The sequence below is a fragment of the Bacillus sp. FSL W8-0183 genome (genome assembly GCF_038006825.1).
GTDB lineage: Bacteria > Bacillota > Bacilli > Bacillales > Bacillaceae > Bacillus > Bacillus altitudinis.
The window spans coordinates 1-17,151 of record NZ_JBBOVY010000001.1 but is presented as its reverse complement, the minus strand read 5'-3'; the positions used below and the strand labels follow the sequence as shown (position 1 = coordinate 17,151).

General features: G+C 43.9%; 9 protein-coding genes, 2 tRNA genes and 3 rRNA genes. 1 reads left to right on the top strand and 13 read right to left on the bottom strand.

Features of this window, described 5'->3' with window-relative positions; all coding sequences use genetic code 11:
* Positions 1–58: 58 nt before the first annotated feature.
* Positions 59–1,525, bottom strand: coding sequence for an IMP dehydrogenase (gene guaB / locus NSQ64_RS00070; RefSeq protein ID WP_277519819.1), 1,467 nt, complete (start codon positions 1,523–1,525; stop codon positions 59–61).
* A gap of 121 nt (positions 1,526–1,646) precedes the next feature.
* Here guaB and NSQ64_RS00065 point away from each other — a divergent pair, with 121 nt between their 5' ends.
* Positions 1,647–2,615 (top strand): YaaC family protein, encoded by a 969-nt coding sequence (locus NSQ64_RS00065; RefSeq protein ID WP_017366697.1) that lies wholly within the window; start codon positions 1,647–1,649, stop codon positions 2,613–2,615.
* Between the two features lie 11 nt (positions 2,616–2,626).
* On the opposite strand, the gene rrf is transcribed toward NSQ64_RS00065, so the two are convergent.
* From rrf to dnaA, 12 genes are all read right to left on the bottom strand, one after another.
* A 5S ribosomal RNA gene (gene rrf / locus NSQ64_RS00060) occupies positions 2,627–2,742 on the bottom strand.
* 61 nt (positions 2,743–2,803) lie between these two features.
* Positions 2,804–5,734 (bottom strand): 23S ribosomal RNA (locus NSQ64_RS00055).
* Positions 5,735–5,832: 98 nt separating this feature from the next.
* Positions 5,833–5,908, bottom strand: a tRNA-Ala gene (locus tag NSQ64_RS00050).
* Between the two features lie 14 nt (positions 5,909–5,922).
* A tRNA-Ile gene (locus NSQ64_RS00045) sits at positions 5,923–5,999 on the bottom strand.
* A 96-nt stretch (positions 6,000–6,095) separates the two neighbouring features.
* Positions 6,096–7,644 (bottom strand): 16S ribosomal RNA (locus NSQ64_RS00040).
* Together the 16S, 23S and 5S rRNA genes with 2 tRNA genes alongside form the textbook arrangement of a ribosomal RNA operon.
* Before the next feature lie 362 nt (positions 7,645–8,006).
* On the bottom strand, positions 8,007–10,511 hold the full coding sequence (gene gyrA, locus NSQ64_RS00035) for a DNA gyrase subunit A (protein WP_017359864.1): 2,505 nt from the start codon (positions 10,509–10,511) through the stop codon (positions 8,007–8,009).
* 234 nt (positions 10,512–10,745) lie between these two features.
* Positions 10,746–12,662: a DNA topoisomerase (ATP-hydrolyzing) subunit B gene (gyrB, locus tag NSQ64_RS00030; protein WP_024718422.1), complete on the bottom strand. Its 1,917-nt coding sequence runs from the start codon at positions 12,660–12,662 to the stop codon at positions 10,746–10,748.
* 57 nt (positions 12,663–12,719) lie between these two features.
* Positions 12,720–12,965 (bottom strand): extracellular matrix regulator RemB, encoded by a 246-nt coding sequence (gene remB / locus NSQ64_RS00025; RefSeq protein ID WP_024718423.1) that lies wholly within the window; start codon positions 12,963–12,965, stop codon positions 12,720–12,722.
* A gap of 17 nt (positions 12,966–12,982) precedes the next feature.
* Positions 12,983–14,095, bottom strand: coding sequence for a DNA replication/repair protein RecF (recF, locus tag NSQ64_RS00020; RefSeq protein WP_341014483.1), 1,113 nt, complete (start codon positions 14,093–14,095; stop codon positions 12,983–12,985).
* A gap of 16 nt (positions 14,096–14,111) precedes the next feature.
* Positions 14,112–14,327: a S4 domain-containing protein YaaA gene (gene yaaA / locus NSQ64_RS00015; RefSeq protein WP_008347598.1), complete on the bottom strand. Its 216-nt coding sequence runs from the start codon at positions 14,325–14,327 to the stop codon at positions 14,112–14,114.
* Positions 14,328–14,477: 150 nt separating this feature from the next.
* Positions 14,478–15,614: a DNA polymerase III subunit beta gene (gene dnaN, locus NSQ64_RS00010; RefSeq protein ID WP_008347596.1), complete on the bottom strand. Its 1,137-nt coding sequence runs from the start codon at positions 15,612–15,614 to the stop codon at positions 14,478–14,480.
* A 196-nt stretch (positions 15,615–15,810) separates the two neighbouring features.
* Positions 15,811–17,151, bottom strand: a complete 1,341-nt coding sequence (gene dnaA / locus NSQ64_RS00005) for a chromosomal replication initiator protein DnaA (protein ID WP_008347594.1) — start codon at positions 17,149–17,151, stop codon at positions 15,811–15,813.

Sequence of the window (17,151 nt, the reverse complement as noted above, 5' to 3'; positions counted from 1 at the left end):
CAAAAAAAATAGACAGAGTCATAGACCCTGTCAAATGTAATTTGATTGTCACAATTTATCAAGAAATTGTGTAGTTTGGTGATTCTTTTGTAATTTGTACATCATGTGGATGGCTCTCACGAAGACCTGCACCTGTCATGCGAATGAATTGTGCTTCTTCTCTAAGAGTACGTAAGTCCTGTGTTCCACAGTAGCCCATACCAGAGCGAATACCGCCAACAAGTTGGTAAACAGTGTCAACAACTGGTCCTTTATACGGTGTACGTCCTTCGATACCTTCTGGAACGAATTTTTTATTATCTTCTTGGAAGTAACGATCTTTACTTCCTTTTTCCATTGCAGCAACAGAACCCATACCACGATATACTTTGAAACGTCTGCCTTGGAAAATTTCTGTTTCTCCTGGGCTTTCAGATGTACCAGCAAGAAGGCTTCCCAGCATAACAGCATGTCCACCAGAAGCTAATGCTTTCACGATATCACCTGAATATTTAATTCCACCATCTGCAATAATAGATTTACCATGCTTTCTTGCTTCTGTTGCACAGTCATAAATCGCTGTGATTTGTGGTACACCGACCCCTGCAACAACACGTGTTGTACAAATCGATCCTGGTCCAATACCCACTTTTGCAATATCTGCTCCAGCTTCAAACAATGCTTTTGTTGCTTCAGCTGTTGCAACGTTACCAGCAATGATGTTAAGAGAAGGATACGTTTCACGGATTTTCGATACAGTGTCTAGAACACCTTGAGAATGACCGTGTGCTGTATCAATGACGATCACATCAACATTGGCTTCTACTAATTTTTTCACACGAGTCATTGTATCGCCAGTGACACCTACAGCGGCACCAACAATTAAACGGCCATGTGCATCTTTAGAGGAGTTAGGGAATTCAATCACTTTTTCAATATCTTTGATGGTGATGAGACCTTTTAATGTTCCTTCGTCATCTAAAAGAGGTAATTTTTCAATTTTATATTGCTGAAGGATTTTTTCAGCTTCTTCTAATGTTGTTCCAACAGAAGCTGTCACAAGTTCCTCTTTTGTCATCACGTCGCTAATCTTCATTGAATAATCCGAAATAAAACGAAGGTCACGGTTCGTAATAATCCCAACAAGCTTTTGATCTTGTTCGTTATTAACAATCGGTACACCAGAAATACGATATTTACCCATTAAATGTTCTGCATCGAATACTTGATGATCTGGTGTTAAGAAAAATGGATTTGTAATAACGCCACGCTCTGAACGTTTTACCTTGTCCACTTGTTCAGCTTGCTGCTCAATAGACATGTTCTTATGGATGATTCCAAGACCACCTTGACGTGCCATTGCAATCGCCATTTGCGATTCCGTCACAGTATCCATTCCTGCACTAATAATTGGAATGTTCAGCTTTAAAGTGCTTGTTAACTCAACTGATAAATTGACATCACGCGGAAGCACCTCAGACTTTGCTGGAACAAGCAACACATCGTCAAACGTCAAACCTTCTTTTGAAAATTTACTTTCCCACATTAGTAAATCCCCCTCTTTTCGGCAAAATATTATATGTAGATTATCAACTAGGAAACAGCATGTCAAGGAAGCAACAAACAGTTGCAATTTTTAGAAAATATAAAGAGAGTTGAGGAAGAAGATGAAAAGTTCAGGATGGAAGGATTTAAAACGTTTTTATTCACTTGAAACTTCCCAAAAGTTTCTATTTCAACAGTACGAGAAACGGAACATTCAGGAGGCAAACCAGCAAGCCTATAAAAACTGTGAACGATTTATTTACTTTTTAAAGCACGGTCATACATTTTATGACCAAGCCGCATCAGCTCCGCTTGAACTAAAACCGATTTTATTGTTTTATGGAATGGCACAGCTGTTAAAGGCATGTTTGCTGACAGTGGATCCCGACTATCCTTCTCAAACCTCTGTCTTAGCTCATGGCGTCACCTCAAGAAAAAGAAAGAAGCAGCATTATCGTTTTAGTGAGGATGAAGTCAAGATTCAGCGAAACGGATTATGTATGCATGTATTAAAGCACTTATTTCATTTAAATGGTCTTGAAGATGAACGATTTACGATGATCAATCTCCTTTCAAAAATACCTGAAATGGGTCATATTCTGGAGTTTCAAAAACAACCCTCTACTTTAGTGAAAGTAGAACAAGCAAATGGCATGTTGATTCAAGATCATATTCCCTTGCTCTATAATATGTCTGCCGAACGTTTTATTGAATATTTTGAGTTCCATACAACTTGGAAGCTTAAGCAACGAGAGGCTAAAAAACTAACATTTGATGTATTTTCAGAAGAAAACCCTGCTCTTGCTACTCATCTTCATTATGATTTAGAAATGAATCAATGGTTCATTCCATCAACGCGAGATGCCTTTTTAGGGATTCCTGAGATCATCAGCCATTACTTGTTAATGTATAACCTCAGTATGATTGCCCGCTACGAAACAGAATGGTGGTACGAGCTTTTATCTCAATACATTAGTGATGATTATGTCATGATTGAACGTTATATGGAGATTGCAGAGGATAAGTTTCCAGCTTATATCATGATGCTGCTAGAAGAAAACACAAAAAAGACCAGTTCCGACTGGAACTGATCCTTTGAAAAGCTTGGCGGCGTCCTACTCTCACAGGGGGAAACCCCCAACTACCATCGGCGCTGAAGAGCTTAACTTCCGTGTTCGGTATGGGAACGGGTGTGACCTCTTCGCTATCGCCACCAAACCTGATGGAGAGAATGTTCTCTCAAAACTAGATAACAATGTTCATTTTTCACATTAGAATATAGGTTAAGTCCTCGATCTATTAGTATCTGTCAGCTCCACGTGTCACCACGCTTCCACCTCAGACCTATCAACCTGATCATCTTTCAGGGATCTTACTTCCTTGCGGAATGGGAAATCTCATCTTGAGGGGGGCTTCATGCTTAGATGCTTTCAGCACTTATCCCGTCCGCACATAGCTACCCAGCGATGCCCTTGGCAGAACAACTGGTACACCAGCGGTGCGTCCATCCCGGTCCTCTCGTACTAAGGACAGCTCCTCTCAAATTTCCTGCGCCCGCGACGGATAGGGACCGAACTGTCTCACGACGTTCTGAACCCAGCTCGCGTACCGCTTTAATGGGCGAACAGCCCAACCCTTGGGACCGACTACAGCCCCAGGATGCGATGAGCCGACATCGAGGTGCCAAACCTCCCCGTCGATGTGGACTCTTGGGGGAGATAAGCCTGTTATCCCCGGGGTAGCTTTTATCCGTTGAGCGATGGCCCTTCCATGCGGAACCACCGGATCACTAAGCCCGACTTTCGTCCCTGCTCGACTTGTAGGTCTCGCAGTCAAGCTCCCTTGTGCCTTTACACTCTGCGAATGATTTCCAACCATTCTGAGGGAACCTTTGGGCGCCTCCGTTACATTTTAGGAGGCGACCGCCCCAGTCAAACTGCCCACCTGACACTGTCTCCCTGCCCGATAAGGGCAGCGGGTTAGAAGGTCAATACAGCCAGGGTAGTATCCCACCGATGCCTCCACCGAAGCTAGCGCTCCGGTTTCCAAGGCTCCTACCTATCCTGTACAAGCTGTACCAACATTCAATATCAGGCTGCAGTAAAGCTCCACGGGGTCTTTCCGTCCTGTCGCGGGTAACCTGCATCTTCACAGGTACTATAATTTCACCGAGTCTCTCGTTGAGACAGTGCCCAGATCGTTGCGCCTTTCGTGCGGGTCGGAACTTACCCGACAAGGAATTTCGCTACCTTAGGACCGTTATAGTTACGGCCGCCGTTTACTGGGGCTTCAATTCGCACCTTCGCTTACGCTAAGCGCTCCTCTTAACCTTCCAGCACCGGGCAGGCGTCAGCCCCTATACTTCGCCTTACGGCTTCGCAGAGACCTGTGTTTTTGCTAAACAGTCGCCTGGGCCTATTCACTGCGGCTTCTCGGGGCTTTAACACCCTAAGAAGCACCCCTTCTCCCGAAGTTACGGGGTCATTTTGCCGAGTTCCTTAACGAGAGTTCTCTCGATCACCTTAGGATTCTCTCCTCGCCTACCTGTGTCGGTTTGCGGTACGGGCACCTCTCACCTCGCTAGAGGCTTTTCTTGGCAGTGTGGAATCAGGAACTTCGCTACTAAATTTCGCTCGCCATCACAGCTCAGCCTTCACGGGAAACGGATTTGCCTATTTCCCAGCCTAACTGCTTGGACGCGGATATCCAATACCGCGCTTACCCTATCCTCCTGCGTCCCCCCATTGCTCAAATGGTGAGGAGGTGGTACAGGAATATCAACCTGTTGTCCATCGCCTACGCCTTTCGGCCTCGGCTTAGGTCCCGACTAACCCTGAGCGGACGAGCCTTCCTCAGGAAACCTTAGGCATTCGGTGGACGGGATTCTCACCCGTCTTTCGCTACTCATACCGGCATTCTCACTTCTAAGCGCTCCACCAGTCCTTCCGGTCTGACTTCACTGCACTTAGAACGCTCTCCTACCACTGTTCGTAAGAACAGTCCGCAGCTTCGGTGATACGTTTAGCCCCGGTACATTTTCGGCGCAGAGTCACTCGACCAGTGAGCTATTACGCACTCTTTAAATGGTGGCTGCTTCTAAGCCAACATCCTGGTTGTCTAAGCAACTCCACATCCTTTTCCACTTAACGTATACTTTGGGACCTTAGCTGGCGGTCTGGGCTGTTTCCCTTTCGACTACGGATCTTATCACTCGCAGTCTGACTCCCAAGGATAAGTCATCGGCATTCGGAGTTTGACTGAATTCGGTAACCCGGTAGGGGCCCCTAGTCCAATCAGTGCTCTACCTCCGAGACTCTTACCTTGAGGCTAGCCCTAAAGCTATTTCGGAGAGAACCAGCTATCTCCAGGTTCGATTGGCATTTCACCCCTACCCACACCTCATCCCCGCACTTTTCAACGTGCGTGGGTTCGGGCCTCCATTCAGTGTTACCTGAACTTCACCCTGGACATGGGTAGATCACCTGGTTTCGGGTCTACGACCACGTACTCATGCGCCCTATTCAGACTCGCTTTCGCTGCGGCTCCGCATCTTCTGCTTAACCTTGCACGGGATCGTAACTCGCCGGTTCATTCTACAAAAGGCACGCCATCACCCGTTAACGGGCTCTGACTACTTGTAGGCACACGGTTTCAGGATCTATTTCACTCCCCTTCCGGGGTGCTTTTCACCTTTCCCTCACGGTACTGGTTCACTATCGGTCACTAGGGAGTATTTAGCCTTGGGAGATGGTCCTCCCGGATTCCGACGGAATTTCACGTGTTCCGCCGTACTCAGGATCCACTCTGGAGAGAACAACATTTCAGTTACAGGGCTGTTACCTTCTTTGGCGGGCCTTTCCAGACCTCTTCGCTTATATCGTTCCTTTGTAACTCCGTATAGAGTGTCCTACAACCCCAAGAGGCAAGCCTCTTGGTTTGGGCTGTTCCCGTTTCGCTCGCCGCTACTCAGGGAATCGCATTTGCTTTCTCTTCCTCCGGGTACTTAGATGTTTCAGTTCCCCGGGTATGCCTTCTCATACTCTATGTATTCAAGTATGGATACTACTCCATTACGAGCAGTGGGTTTCCCCATTCGGAAATCTCCGGATCAAAGCTTGCTTACAGCTCCCCGAAGCATATCGGTGTTCGTCCCGTCCTTCATCGGCTCCTAGTGCCAAGGCATCCACCGTGCGCCCTTTCTAACTTAACCATTTCTTACTTTAGAAAGAATCACTATGTGTGATGAACTTTGCATTGCATTCAATGTGAATGTATTACTTATTGTTATCTAGTTTTCAAAGAACACGTTGGTGGAGCCTAGCGGGATCGAACCGCTGACCTCCTGCGTGCAAGGCAGGCGCTCTCCCAGCTGAGCTAAGGCCCCGTTTTAATAGAAGATGGTGGGCCTGAGTGGACTCGAACCACCGACCTCACGCTTATCAGGCGTGCGCTCTAACCAGCTGAGCTACAGGCCCATCTTTCATATCGAAGATATGATGTTGTAGGATCTTTTGCAAGTTCCTTCAAAACTAAACAAGACGAAAAACGTACGCTGCTCCATATATCCTTAGAAAGGAGGTGATCCAGCCGCACCTTCCGATACGGCTACCTTGTTACGACTTCACCCCAATCATCTGCCCCACCTTCGGCGGCTGGCTCCATAAAGGTTACCTCACCGACTTCGGGTGTTGCAAACTCTCGTGGTGTGACGGGCGGTGTGTACAAGGCCCGGGAACGTATTCACCGCGGCATGCTGATCCGCGATTACTAGCGATTCCAGCTTCACGCAGTCGAGTTGCAGACTGCGATCCGAACTGAGAACAGATTTGTGGGATTGGCTAAACCTTGCGGTCTCGCAGCCCTTTGTTCTGTCCATTGTAGCACGTGTGTAGCCCAGGTCATAAGGGGCATGATGATTTGACGTCATCCCCACCTTCCTCCGGTTTGTCACCGGCAGTCACCTTAGAGTGCCCAACTGAATGCTGGCAACTAAGATCAAGGGTTGCGCTCGTTGCGGGACTTAACCCAACATCTCACGACACGAGCTGACGACAACCATGCACCACCTGTCACTCTGTCCCCGAAGGGAAAGCCCTATCTCTAGGGTTGTCAGAGGATGTCAAGACCTGGTAAGGTTCTTCGCGTTGCTTCGAATTAAACCACATGCTCCACCGCTTGTGCGGGCCCCCGTCAATTCCTTTGAGTTTCAGTCTTGCGACCGTACTCCCCAGGCGGAGTGCTTAATGCGTTAGCTGCAGCACTAAGGGGCGGAAACCCCCTAACACTTAGCACTCATCGTTTACGGCGTGGACTACCAGGGTATCTAATCCTGTTCGCTCCCCACGCTTTCGCTCCTCAGCGTCAGTTACAGACCAGAGAGTCGCCTTCGCCACTGGTGTTCCTCCACATCTCTACGCATTTCACCGCTACACGTGGAATTCCACTCTCCTCTTCTGCACTCAAGTTTCCCAGTTTCCAATGACCCTCCCCGGTTGAGCCGGGGGCTTTCACATCAGACTTAAGAAACCGCCTGCGAGCCCTTTACGCCCAATAATTCCGGACAACGCTTGCCACCTACGTATTACCGCGGCTGCTGGCACGTAGTTAGCCGTGGCTTTCTGGTTAGGTACCGTCAAGGTGCAAGCAGTTACTCTTGCACTTGTTCTTCCCTAACAACAGAGCTTTACGATCCGAAAACCTTCATCACTCACGCGGCGTTGCTCCGTCAGACTTTCGTCCATTGCGGAAGATTCCCTACTGCTGCCTCCCGTAGGAGTCTGGGCCGTGTCTCAGTCCCAGTGTGGCCGATCACCCTCTCAGGTCGGCTACGCATCGTCGCCTTGGTGAGCCGTTACCTCACCAACTAGCTAATGCGCCGCGGGTCCATCTGTAAGTGACAGCCGAAACCGTCTTTCATCCTTGAACCATGCGGTTCAAGGAACTATCCGGTATTAGCTCCGGTTTCCCGGAGTTATCCCAGTCTTACAGGCAGGTTACCCACGTGTTACTCACCCGTCCGCCGCTAACATCCGGGAGCAAGCTCCCTTCTGTCCGCTCGACTTGCATGTATTAGGCACGCCGCCAGCGTTCGTCCTGAGCCAGGATCAAACTCTCCGAAAAAGTACAAAACCGAAGTTTTGCTTTTCGCCAGTTTGACTGACTACCTATGATGTATCATAGGATTTTTTATAAAAACTCGAATTAACAGGTACGTTTTGTCTTGTTTAGTTTTCAAAGAACTTGTTTGTCACTCTCTCAAAGCGACCACTTAAATATATCATATATCTCTATCAACAGTCAACATTTTTCTTGAAAAACATTTTATTTTTTTAAGAAGTTTTTGTTATGAAAGAGATAAAAAATAGAGCCTCTTTTTGCTCCTTTGAAAGATTAACACATATCTATGAAAAAAGCATTATAAACTTCAAAAAAAATCATGTTTTTTCAAAAAAAATAAAGCCGGTGAAAAACCGGCTTTATCTTTACTCAGATTGCTCTTGATCTGACTCTACATTTTCTACGTTTTCTTCACTATTCTCTTCATCGTCTTCTGGTGATTGTTCTACTAATGCCACTGTAGCGACATGTTCATCATCACCTAGACGGATCAGGCGGACACCTTGAGTGACTCGGCCTGTTGTGGAGATATCTGAAACGGCCATACGGATGATGACACCACTGCCTGTGATAATCATCAAGTCTTCTTCAGCTTCAGCGTTAGTCGCCTTCACTGCAACAAGCGGACCGTTGTTGTCAGTGATCTTGCAAGTTTTCAGACCTTTACCACCACGGCTTTGGACACGATATTCTTTTTCAGGCGTTAATTTACCATAACCTTTTTCAGTTACGATCAATACGTTTGCATCTGGCTCAAGGATTTCCATTCCAACGACGATGTCATCCTCAGAAAGTGTGATCCCTTTAACTCCAGCTGCTGTACGTCCCATTTCACGAACATCTGTCTCGTCGAAACGAATGAGCATTCCTTTTTTCGTTCCGATGATGATTTGTTTTTCACCATTGGTTAAACGAACAGCCATCAATTCATCTTCATCACGCAGGCTGAGTGCAATCAAACCGTTGTTACGGATGTTTGCAAATTGAGACAATGACGTTCGTTTCGATACACCGTGTCTTGTTGTAAAGAAGAGATACGAATCTTCATCAAATTCGCTGACTGGAATAATGGCGTTTATCCACTCTCCCTTTTCTACTTCAAGAAGGTTAATAATCGGAATCCCTTTCGCTGTTCGTCCGAATTCAGGGATCTCATAGCCCTTCGCTCGATAGACCTTCCCTTTATTAGAGAAGAAGAGAATCGTATCGTGCGTAGATGTTGAGATCAGCTGTTCAACGAAATCATCTTCGTTGGTTCCCATTCCTTGTACACCTTTACCGCCTCTTTTTTGACTGCGGTATGTTGATGCAGGCAGGCGCTTAATATAACCATTATGAGTCAGTGTGATCACAATATTTTCAACAGGAATCAAATCTTCGTCTTCGATTGTTTCTATACCCGCTGTCACAATTTCTGTGCGGCGCGTATCATTGAAGCGTTCTTTGATTTCTGTTAATTCTTCTCTAATGATTTCTAGAACTTTCTCATTGTCTGCTAGAATGGCTTTCAATTCAGCAATCAATTCAACAAGCCCTTTGTATTCATCTTCTATTTTCTCTCTTTCTAAACCAGTCAAACGCTGGAGTCGCATATCGAGAATGGCCTGTGCTTGTTTTTCAGACAAGCTATAGTTTTCCATCAAACCATTTCTTGCAATTTCAGCAGTTTGAGAGCCTCTAATTAAGGCAATGACCTCATCTAAGTGATCAAGCGCAATTCTTAAGCCTTCTAAAATATGAGCTCTTGCTTCCGCTTTACGCAATTCATACGCCGTTCTTCGACGAATGATCACTTTCTGATGCTCAAGGTAATATTCAAGACATTGTTTGAGAGACAACACTTTCGGCTGTCCATCAACAAGTGCAAGCAAGTTAATACCGAAGGACGTTTGAAGTGTCGTTTGTTTATAAAGATTGTTTAATAGAACATGGACGTTTGCGTCTCTTCGTAGTTCAATGACAATTCTCATTCCATTACGGTCAGATTCATCACGAAGATCTGTAATGCCATCAATCTTTTTATCACGGACAAGATCAGCGATTTTTTCGATCAAACGAGCTTTGTTAACCTGGTAAGGAATCTCATTGATGATAATGCGCTGCTTACCACTAGATGTTTCTTCGATATTTGACTTTGCACGTAATGTAATAGAGCCGCGTCCTGTTTCATACGCTTTACGAATACCGCTTCGGCCAATGATTTGTCCCGCAGTTGGGAAGTCTGGACCTGGAATGATGTCCATTAGTTCCTGTGTCGTCATTTCAGGATTTTGACTAATTGCCAATACCCCATCAATCACTTCACCTAGTTGGTGAGGCGGGATATTCGTTGCCATCCCTACAGCGATTCCAGTTGCCCCGTTCACTAATAAGTTCGGGAACCTAGCAGGCATAACGACTGGCTCTCTTTCACTGCCATCATAGTTATCTTGATAATCAATGGTGTCCTTTGTGATATCACGCAGGATCTCCATCGAAATTTTAGAAAGACGTGCCTCGGTATATCGCATGGCTGCTGCACCGTCTCCATCGACAGACCCAAAGTTCCCGTGCCCTTCAACTAGCATATTACGATAGTTGAAATCTTGCGCCATCCGAACCATCGCTTCATATACAGCGCTATCACCGTGAGGGTGGTACTTACCGATAACTTCCCCAACGATACGTGCAGATTTCTTAAATGGTTTATCACTTGTCATACCTAGGTCATTCATCGCATACAAAATTCTTCGATGCACGGGCTTCAATCCGTCTCGCACATCTGGTAATGCACGCGAAACAATAACACTCATTGCATAATCTAAAAAGGACGTACGCATTTCATGGCTAATATTCACTTCGCGTACATTTGGTGTATGTTGTTCACTCACTATAAGAACCTCCCTTTACGTATCACATGAAATAAATTATGTGGGAGTAAAATATGTATTTATCTTCACAAGACTATTCTCCATTATATCAATAATCTTGCCTTTATACACATTTATTTACTAGAAAATCAACGAAACGCAGAAAACCAGGACATTCGTTTCACGCCCCTGTTTCTTGAAAAACAACCTTATTCCAAACAAGAAATAAGGTTGCTCTCAAGGGGGGATACCTATCTAAATATCAAGATTTTTTACGTATTGTGCATTTTCTTCGATAAAGTTACGTCTCGGCTCTACTTTATCTCCCATTAGCATTTCAAAAGTCTCATCAGCATCGATTGCATCCTCAAGTGTAACTTGAAGAAGTGTTCTCGCATCAGGATCCATTGTTGTTTCCCAAAGCTGAGTAGCATTCATCTCTCCAAGACCTTTATAACGCTGAAGTCCAGGTTTCGGTGTTTGAGGCAGTGTTTTTAACAGTTCATCTAGCTGTTTATCGTTATACACGTATTCAACACGCTTCCCTTGCTGCACTTTATATAAAGGCGGCTGTGCAATATACACATAACCGTTTTCAATGATTTCACGCATGTAGCGATAGAAGAATGTTAGGAGTAGCGTCCGAATATGCGCTCCATCAACATCAGCATCAGTCATGATCACAATTTTGTGATAACGTGCTTTCTCTAAAGTGAAGTCTTCTCCGATTCCAGTCCCTAGCGCTGTAATCATTGAACGAACCTCGTTGTTGGATAAAATTTTATCTAGTCGGGCTTTTTCAACGTTTAGGATCTTCCCTCTTAACGGTAAGATCGCTTGGAAATGTCGATCACGACCTTGCTTAGCAGATCCGCCCGCAGAATCTCCCTCTACGATATAAAGCTCAGAGATGGAAGGATCTTTAGAAGAACAGTCTGCCAGTTTCCCAGGCAAGCTAGAGACTTCCAGTGCACTTTTACGTCTTGTCAGCTCACGTGCCTTTTTGGCAGCCATTCTTGCACGAGCTGCCATCACACCTTTCTCCACAATTTTCTTTGCAGCATCAGGGTTCTCTAAGAGGAATTTCTCAAGTGCTTCGGAGAAGAGGGAGTCGGTAATGGTTCTTGCTTCTGAGTTACCGAGCTTTGTCTTCGTTTGTCCTTCGAATTGAGGGTCTGGATGTTTGATAGAGATAATGGCTGTTAAGCCTTCTCGTACATCTTCACCGCTCAAATTCGAGTCACCATCTTTGAATACGCCATTTTTACGAGCATAATCATTGATCACACGCGTCAGACCTGTTTTAAAGCCTGCTTCGTGTGTTCCGCCTTCATACGTGTTGATATTGTTGGCGAAGGAATAGATGTTGCTTGTATAGGAATCGTTATATTGTAATGCCACTTCAACGGTGATTCCGTCTTTTTCACCCTCGATGTAAACAGGTTCTTCATGAACGACTTCCTTCGAGCGATTCAAATGTTCTACATAGCTCTTAATACCGCCTTCATAGCAGTATTCGTTTCTTCGCTCTTTACCTTCGCGTAAGTCTTCAATGATGATGTTGACGCCTTTTGTTAAGAAAGCTAACTCACGTACACGGTTAGCAAGTGTGTCGTAATCAAATTCAATGGTTTCAGTGAAAATTTCTGGATCTGGCACAAAATGAGTGGTTGTCCCTGTTACATCTGTTTCACCAATGATCTCTAAATCTCCAACTGGAACACCGCGTTTGAATTGTTGATAATGAATTTTCCCATCACGATATACAGTCACGTCTAAGGTCGTAGATAACGCATTAACAACAGATGCCCCTACGCCATGCAAACCGCCAGATACTTTATAACCGCTGCCGTCAAATTTACCACCAGCGTGAAGAACCGTCATAATCACTTCTACAGCAGGACGTCCCATTTTTTCGTGAATCCCAACAGGAATTCCGCGGCCGTTATCTTTCACTGTGATGCTATTATCTTTTTCAATTTGCACTGTAATGTCTGTACAATAACCAGCTAAAGCCTCATCAATACTGTTGTCGACAATTTCCCATACAAGATGGTGAAGTCCTTTTGCACTGGTTGACCCAATGTACATTCCTGGACGTTTTCTAACCGCTTCTAGTCCTTCGAGCACCTGTATCTGATTTTCATCATAACTATTATGTTGCTGTTCCATTGCCACGTACATTCACCTACACTTTTCTTAAACGATATATTTATATGAATTGAGCTTTTAGACTTCAATTTCAATCACAAATGAAGCACGTTTTTTGAGCGTGCTTGAGGAAAGAGGAGAGTAATAAACAGATTTAGTTGTGACGACGATGGATTTGGGTGTCCCCTGTGACAACGAAATGATTTGTTCTTCTTGTTTTTGAAGAAATTCCTCTACAACAGAAGATGACCTCATTTTGTAATCAACAATTGCGACAATCTCTCGTGTAGAAACAACACAATCATCACCTAAATGAATATACAAGACCCACACCTCATTTATCAGTCAATTACTTTTCCACTGGCTACTCTGAAAATTTCCGCTTCTTTCAAGGTGGCGTGATCGATGCCTTCAACACTTGTTGTGGTGACGAAGGTCTGTACACGTCCCTGAATGGTATGGAGCAAATGAGACTGTCTGTAATCATCAAGTTCAGATAAAACATCATCGAGTAGAAGAATTGGGTATTCACCGATTTCTTCATGAATCAGATCAATTTCTGCCAGCTTTAGTGAAAGAGCTGTTGTTCTTTGCTGCCCTTGAGAGCCATATGTCTGAACATCCCGACCATTCACAAAGAAAAGAAGATCATCTCTGTGAGGCCCCCATAGCGTCACCCCTCGGTCTATTTCTCTGTCTCTTAGTTTCTGAAACGATTCTTCATAGCTATTTTTTATTTTCGACAAGTCTGACGCTTCTGATACCTCTATGGCCGTCTGGTATTGGAGCGTGAGCGTTTCCAGCTTTCTTGAAATCCCAAAATGCAGCGGCTGCGCCCATTTTTCGAGCTGTTTCGTAAAAGTCAGTCGTCTTTTGACAACCTTCGCTGCCGCATCAATCAACTGCTCTGTTAAAATCTCCAGCATCGCTTGATCCGTTTGCTTTCTTGTTTGCAATTGTTTCAAGTAATGATTTCGCTGAGTGAGGATTTTTTGATAGAGCGATAAATCATGCAAGTAGACAGCAGACACTTGTCCAATCTCCATGTCGAGGAATCTTCTGCGGATTTGCGGGCTACCTTTCACAAGGCTGAGATCCTCTGGTGCAAACATGATGGTGTTCAAGGCACCAACATAATGACTGAGCTTCTGTTGTTCAATGTGATTGACCTTGCCCTTTTTTCCTTTTTTTGAGATCACGAGCTGCATGGGGAGTGGACCATTTTTTTTGATGACTCTACCTTCTATTTTAGCATAGTCTTCGTCCCATCGGATAAGTTCTTTATCATTTGACGTACGATGAGACTTTGCCATCGACAATACATAGATCGCTTCCATCAGGTTCGTTTTACCTTGGGCGTTCTCACCAATCATCACATTCACCTTATTGTCGAATTGAAGCTCGGTGTGTTCATAGTTTCGGTATGAAGTTAACGCCAGACTTTGAATGTACATGTATTGTCACCCGTTTCTAATTCACAACTTGAAATGTGCCGTGACCTTCTATCTCGACAACATCACCTGGGTATAATTTGCGTCCCCGTCTATTATCTGGCTCTTGATTGATGAACACCTCATGTTCACTTAAAAACCACTTCGCCATTCCACCAGATTGAATGACTTCGGCTAATTTCAAAAACTGCCCTAATGTAATCATTTCTGTTTCAATCGTTATCAGATTAGGCATTGTATCGACCTCTTTCAATATCACTAATATCTAATTGTACTAAAAAACAAGACAAGAAGGAAAGGGGGAAAGCGAACTGGGACGAAAGAAAGCTGAGGAAACGAGGAAAAAAGCTGCTGTGCGCTCACACAGCAGCCATTTTAGACCAAATTAATACGTTCTAACTGGAAGAATCAATTGCAAAATGGAATCATCATTTGGCGTGCGTAATAGGAATGGTCTCATTGCGCCAGTGAAACTGACATGAATCTCTGTTCCCTCTAATACTTTTAAAGCATCAAGCATATATTTCGGACTGAAAGAGATTTTGAGATCCTCCCCTTTAATGTCATCTGCTTGCACCGTTTCAACTACTTTACCGATTTCAGGCGAATTAGAAGAGATTTCAAGGCTTTGCGCAGGATCAGCAGAAAGCTTCACAACGTTGTTACGCCCTTCTCTTGCTAAAAGTGACGCACGATCAATCGCTTGAAGGAATTCTTTCGTATTCACTACTACATCCGTTTTACTTTCTTGCGGAATGAGGCGAGCTGTATCTGGATAATTACCATCCAGCAACCTTGAGAAGAATAGCACGTTCTGTGCTTTAAAGAGAACCTGCGTCTCCGTAATGACGATGCTCACAAGATCTTGTCCATCATCAAGAATTTTACTTAGCTCTGTTAAACTCTTTCCTGGAATGACCACATTGTACGAGCTTTCCTCGTTAATATCCAACTTCGCTTTTCTTAAAGCAAGACGATGGCTATCCGTTGCTGTGCATATTAATTCACCTTTTTCAACCTTCCAGTTTACACCTGTCAAGATAGGTCGTGTTTCTGAGGTGGACACTGCGAAAACCGTTTGACGGATAAGGTTTTTAAGCAAATCTGTTGGAATTTGAAAAGCATGATGCTCTTCAATTTGTGGCAGATGCGGATATTCTTCAGCATCTAAGCCGTTTAAATTAAATTCTGCTGAACCAGAGCGGATGATGGTCAGATGATTTTGTTCTACTTCAATTTCGACTGTAGACATAGGCAGTTTCTTAACGATTTCGCTAAAGAAGCGGGCTTGCAGCACAATACTTCCTGGTCGATCAATTGTAATGACTTCTAAATCTCCATCTCTTTGAGGAATAAAAGATTCGATTGAGATATCAGAATCGCTCCCTGTGAGAGAAACCCCTTCATCAGATGCAACAATTTTAATCCCTGTCAAAATAGGAATCGTTGTTCTAGAGGATACGGCCTTTAATACATCTTGGACACTTTCAACAAGACGATCTTTTTGAATCGTGAATTTCATAGTGGTCCTCCTAATTTTTCTTAATGACATGTATATATATTTATTTAATAAAAATCGTAGAAGTACTAGTAGGGCTTGTGAATATGTGGATAAGTCAGTAGAAAGAAAGGAAAGACAGCCTATCCACATGTGGACAGACTGTGTATGACTATGCTCTAGTTATTCACATTTTCCCGTACTTATCTTATCAGCTTGATTATTTTAGTTGTTCTTTGATCTCTTTGACATGCTGCTGAAGCTGTTCATCTTCAACGATTAATTTTGAAATTTTCTCATGAGCATGAATGACGGTCGTATGATCTCGTCCACCAAATTCTTCTCCGATTTTAGGTAGAGAGGAATCGGTCATTTCTCTAGAGAGATACATCGCAATTTGTCTTGGATAAGCAACTGATTTCGTACGTTTCTTCGCTTTGAAATCTTCTAATCGAATATTAAATTGCTGCCCTACAATTCTTTGAATATCTTTAATTGTAATCACCTTAGGTTTTGATGAAGGAATGATGTCCTTTAGGGCTTCAGCTGCTAGATCAGCATTGATGTCTTTATTGATTAAAGAAGAGTAAGCAACAACACGAATCAAAGCACCTTCCAGTTCCCGAATGTTGCTGTCGATTTGATTGGCAATATAAAGCATGACTTCATTCGGAATGTCTAAACCTTCTGCTTTTGCTTTTTTACGTAAGATCGCAATACGCGTTTCTAGATCTGGCGGGGTAATGTCTGTAATTAAGCCCCATTCGAATCGAGAGCGTAATCTGTCTTCAAGTGTCGGAATTTCCTTTGGCGGCCGGTCACTAGAAATGACGATTTGCTTACTTTCTTCGTGAAGTGTGTTGAATGTATGGAAAAACTCTTCTTGTGTTTGTTCTTTTCCTGCTAAAAATTGAATATCATCTATCAAAAGCACATCTACATTCCGATAGCGATTACGGAAATCGACTGCTTTGTTGTCACGGATTGAGTTGATAAATTCATTTGTAAATTTTTCAGATGATAGATAGACCACTTTGGCTGATGGATTATGGTCGATGACGTAATGACCGATCGCATGCATTAAGTGAGTCTTTCCTAAACCAACGCCCCCATAAATAAAAAGCGGGTTATATGCTTTTGCTGGTGCTTCTGCGACTGCAAGTGAAGCTGCATGAGCAAAACGGTTGCCTGAACCAATAACAAAAGTATCAAATGTATATTTTGGATTCAGCATATTTTGTGGAATTTCAACGGGTTCTTCTTTCGACATTTTTTTGATTGGAGATTTTGGCATGGCTTCCTCTTCGTCCTGATTTTGAGGAATGATAAATTTGATGCTGAGCTCTTCACCTGTCAGTTCATAGATGGTATCTGCAATTAAGTGAAGGTATCTTGACTCGAGCCAGTCTCTTGCAAATTCATTAGGTGCAGTAATAGTCAGCGTATCTCCTTGAAGAGAATGGGCTTTAGTGGACTTCATCCATGTTTCAAAACTAGGTTTGCTCAATTTTGTCTCTATTTTTTGAAGTGCTTTATTCCACAGATCCAAAATATTTTCCAT

What these genes read in the sequence shown, in the direction of transcription:
- guaB (WP_277519819.1), bottom strand. Translation starts at nt 1,525, where the DNA reads ATGTGGGAAAGTAAATTTTCAAAAGAAGGTTTGACGTTTGACGATGTG.
- NSQ64_RS00065 (WP_017366697.1), top strand. Translation starts at nt 1,647, where the DNA reads ATGAAAAGTTCAGGATGGAAGGATTTAAAACGTTTTTATTCACTTGAA.
- gyrB (WP_024718422.1), bottom strand. Translation starts at nt 12,662, where the DNA reads ATGGAACAGCAACATAATAGTTATGATGAAAATCAGATACAGGTGCTC.
- recF (WP_341014483.1), bottom strand. Translation starts at nt 14,095, where the DNA reads ATGTACATTCAAAGTCTGGCGTTAACTTCATACCGAAACTATGAACAC.
- yaaA (WP_008347598.1), bottom strand. Translation starts at nt 14,327, where the DNA reads ATGCCTAATCTGATAACGATTGAAACAGAAATGATTACATTAGGGCAG.
- dnaN (WP_008347596.1), bottom strand. Translation starts at nt 15,614, where the DNA reads ATGAAATTCACGATTCAAAAAGATCGTCTTGTTGAAAGTGTCCAAGAT.
- dnaA (WP_008347594.1), bottom strand. Translation starts at nt 17,151, where the DNA reads ATGGAAAATATTTTGGATCTGTGGAATAAAGCACTTCAAAAAATAGAG.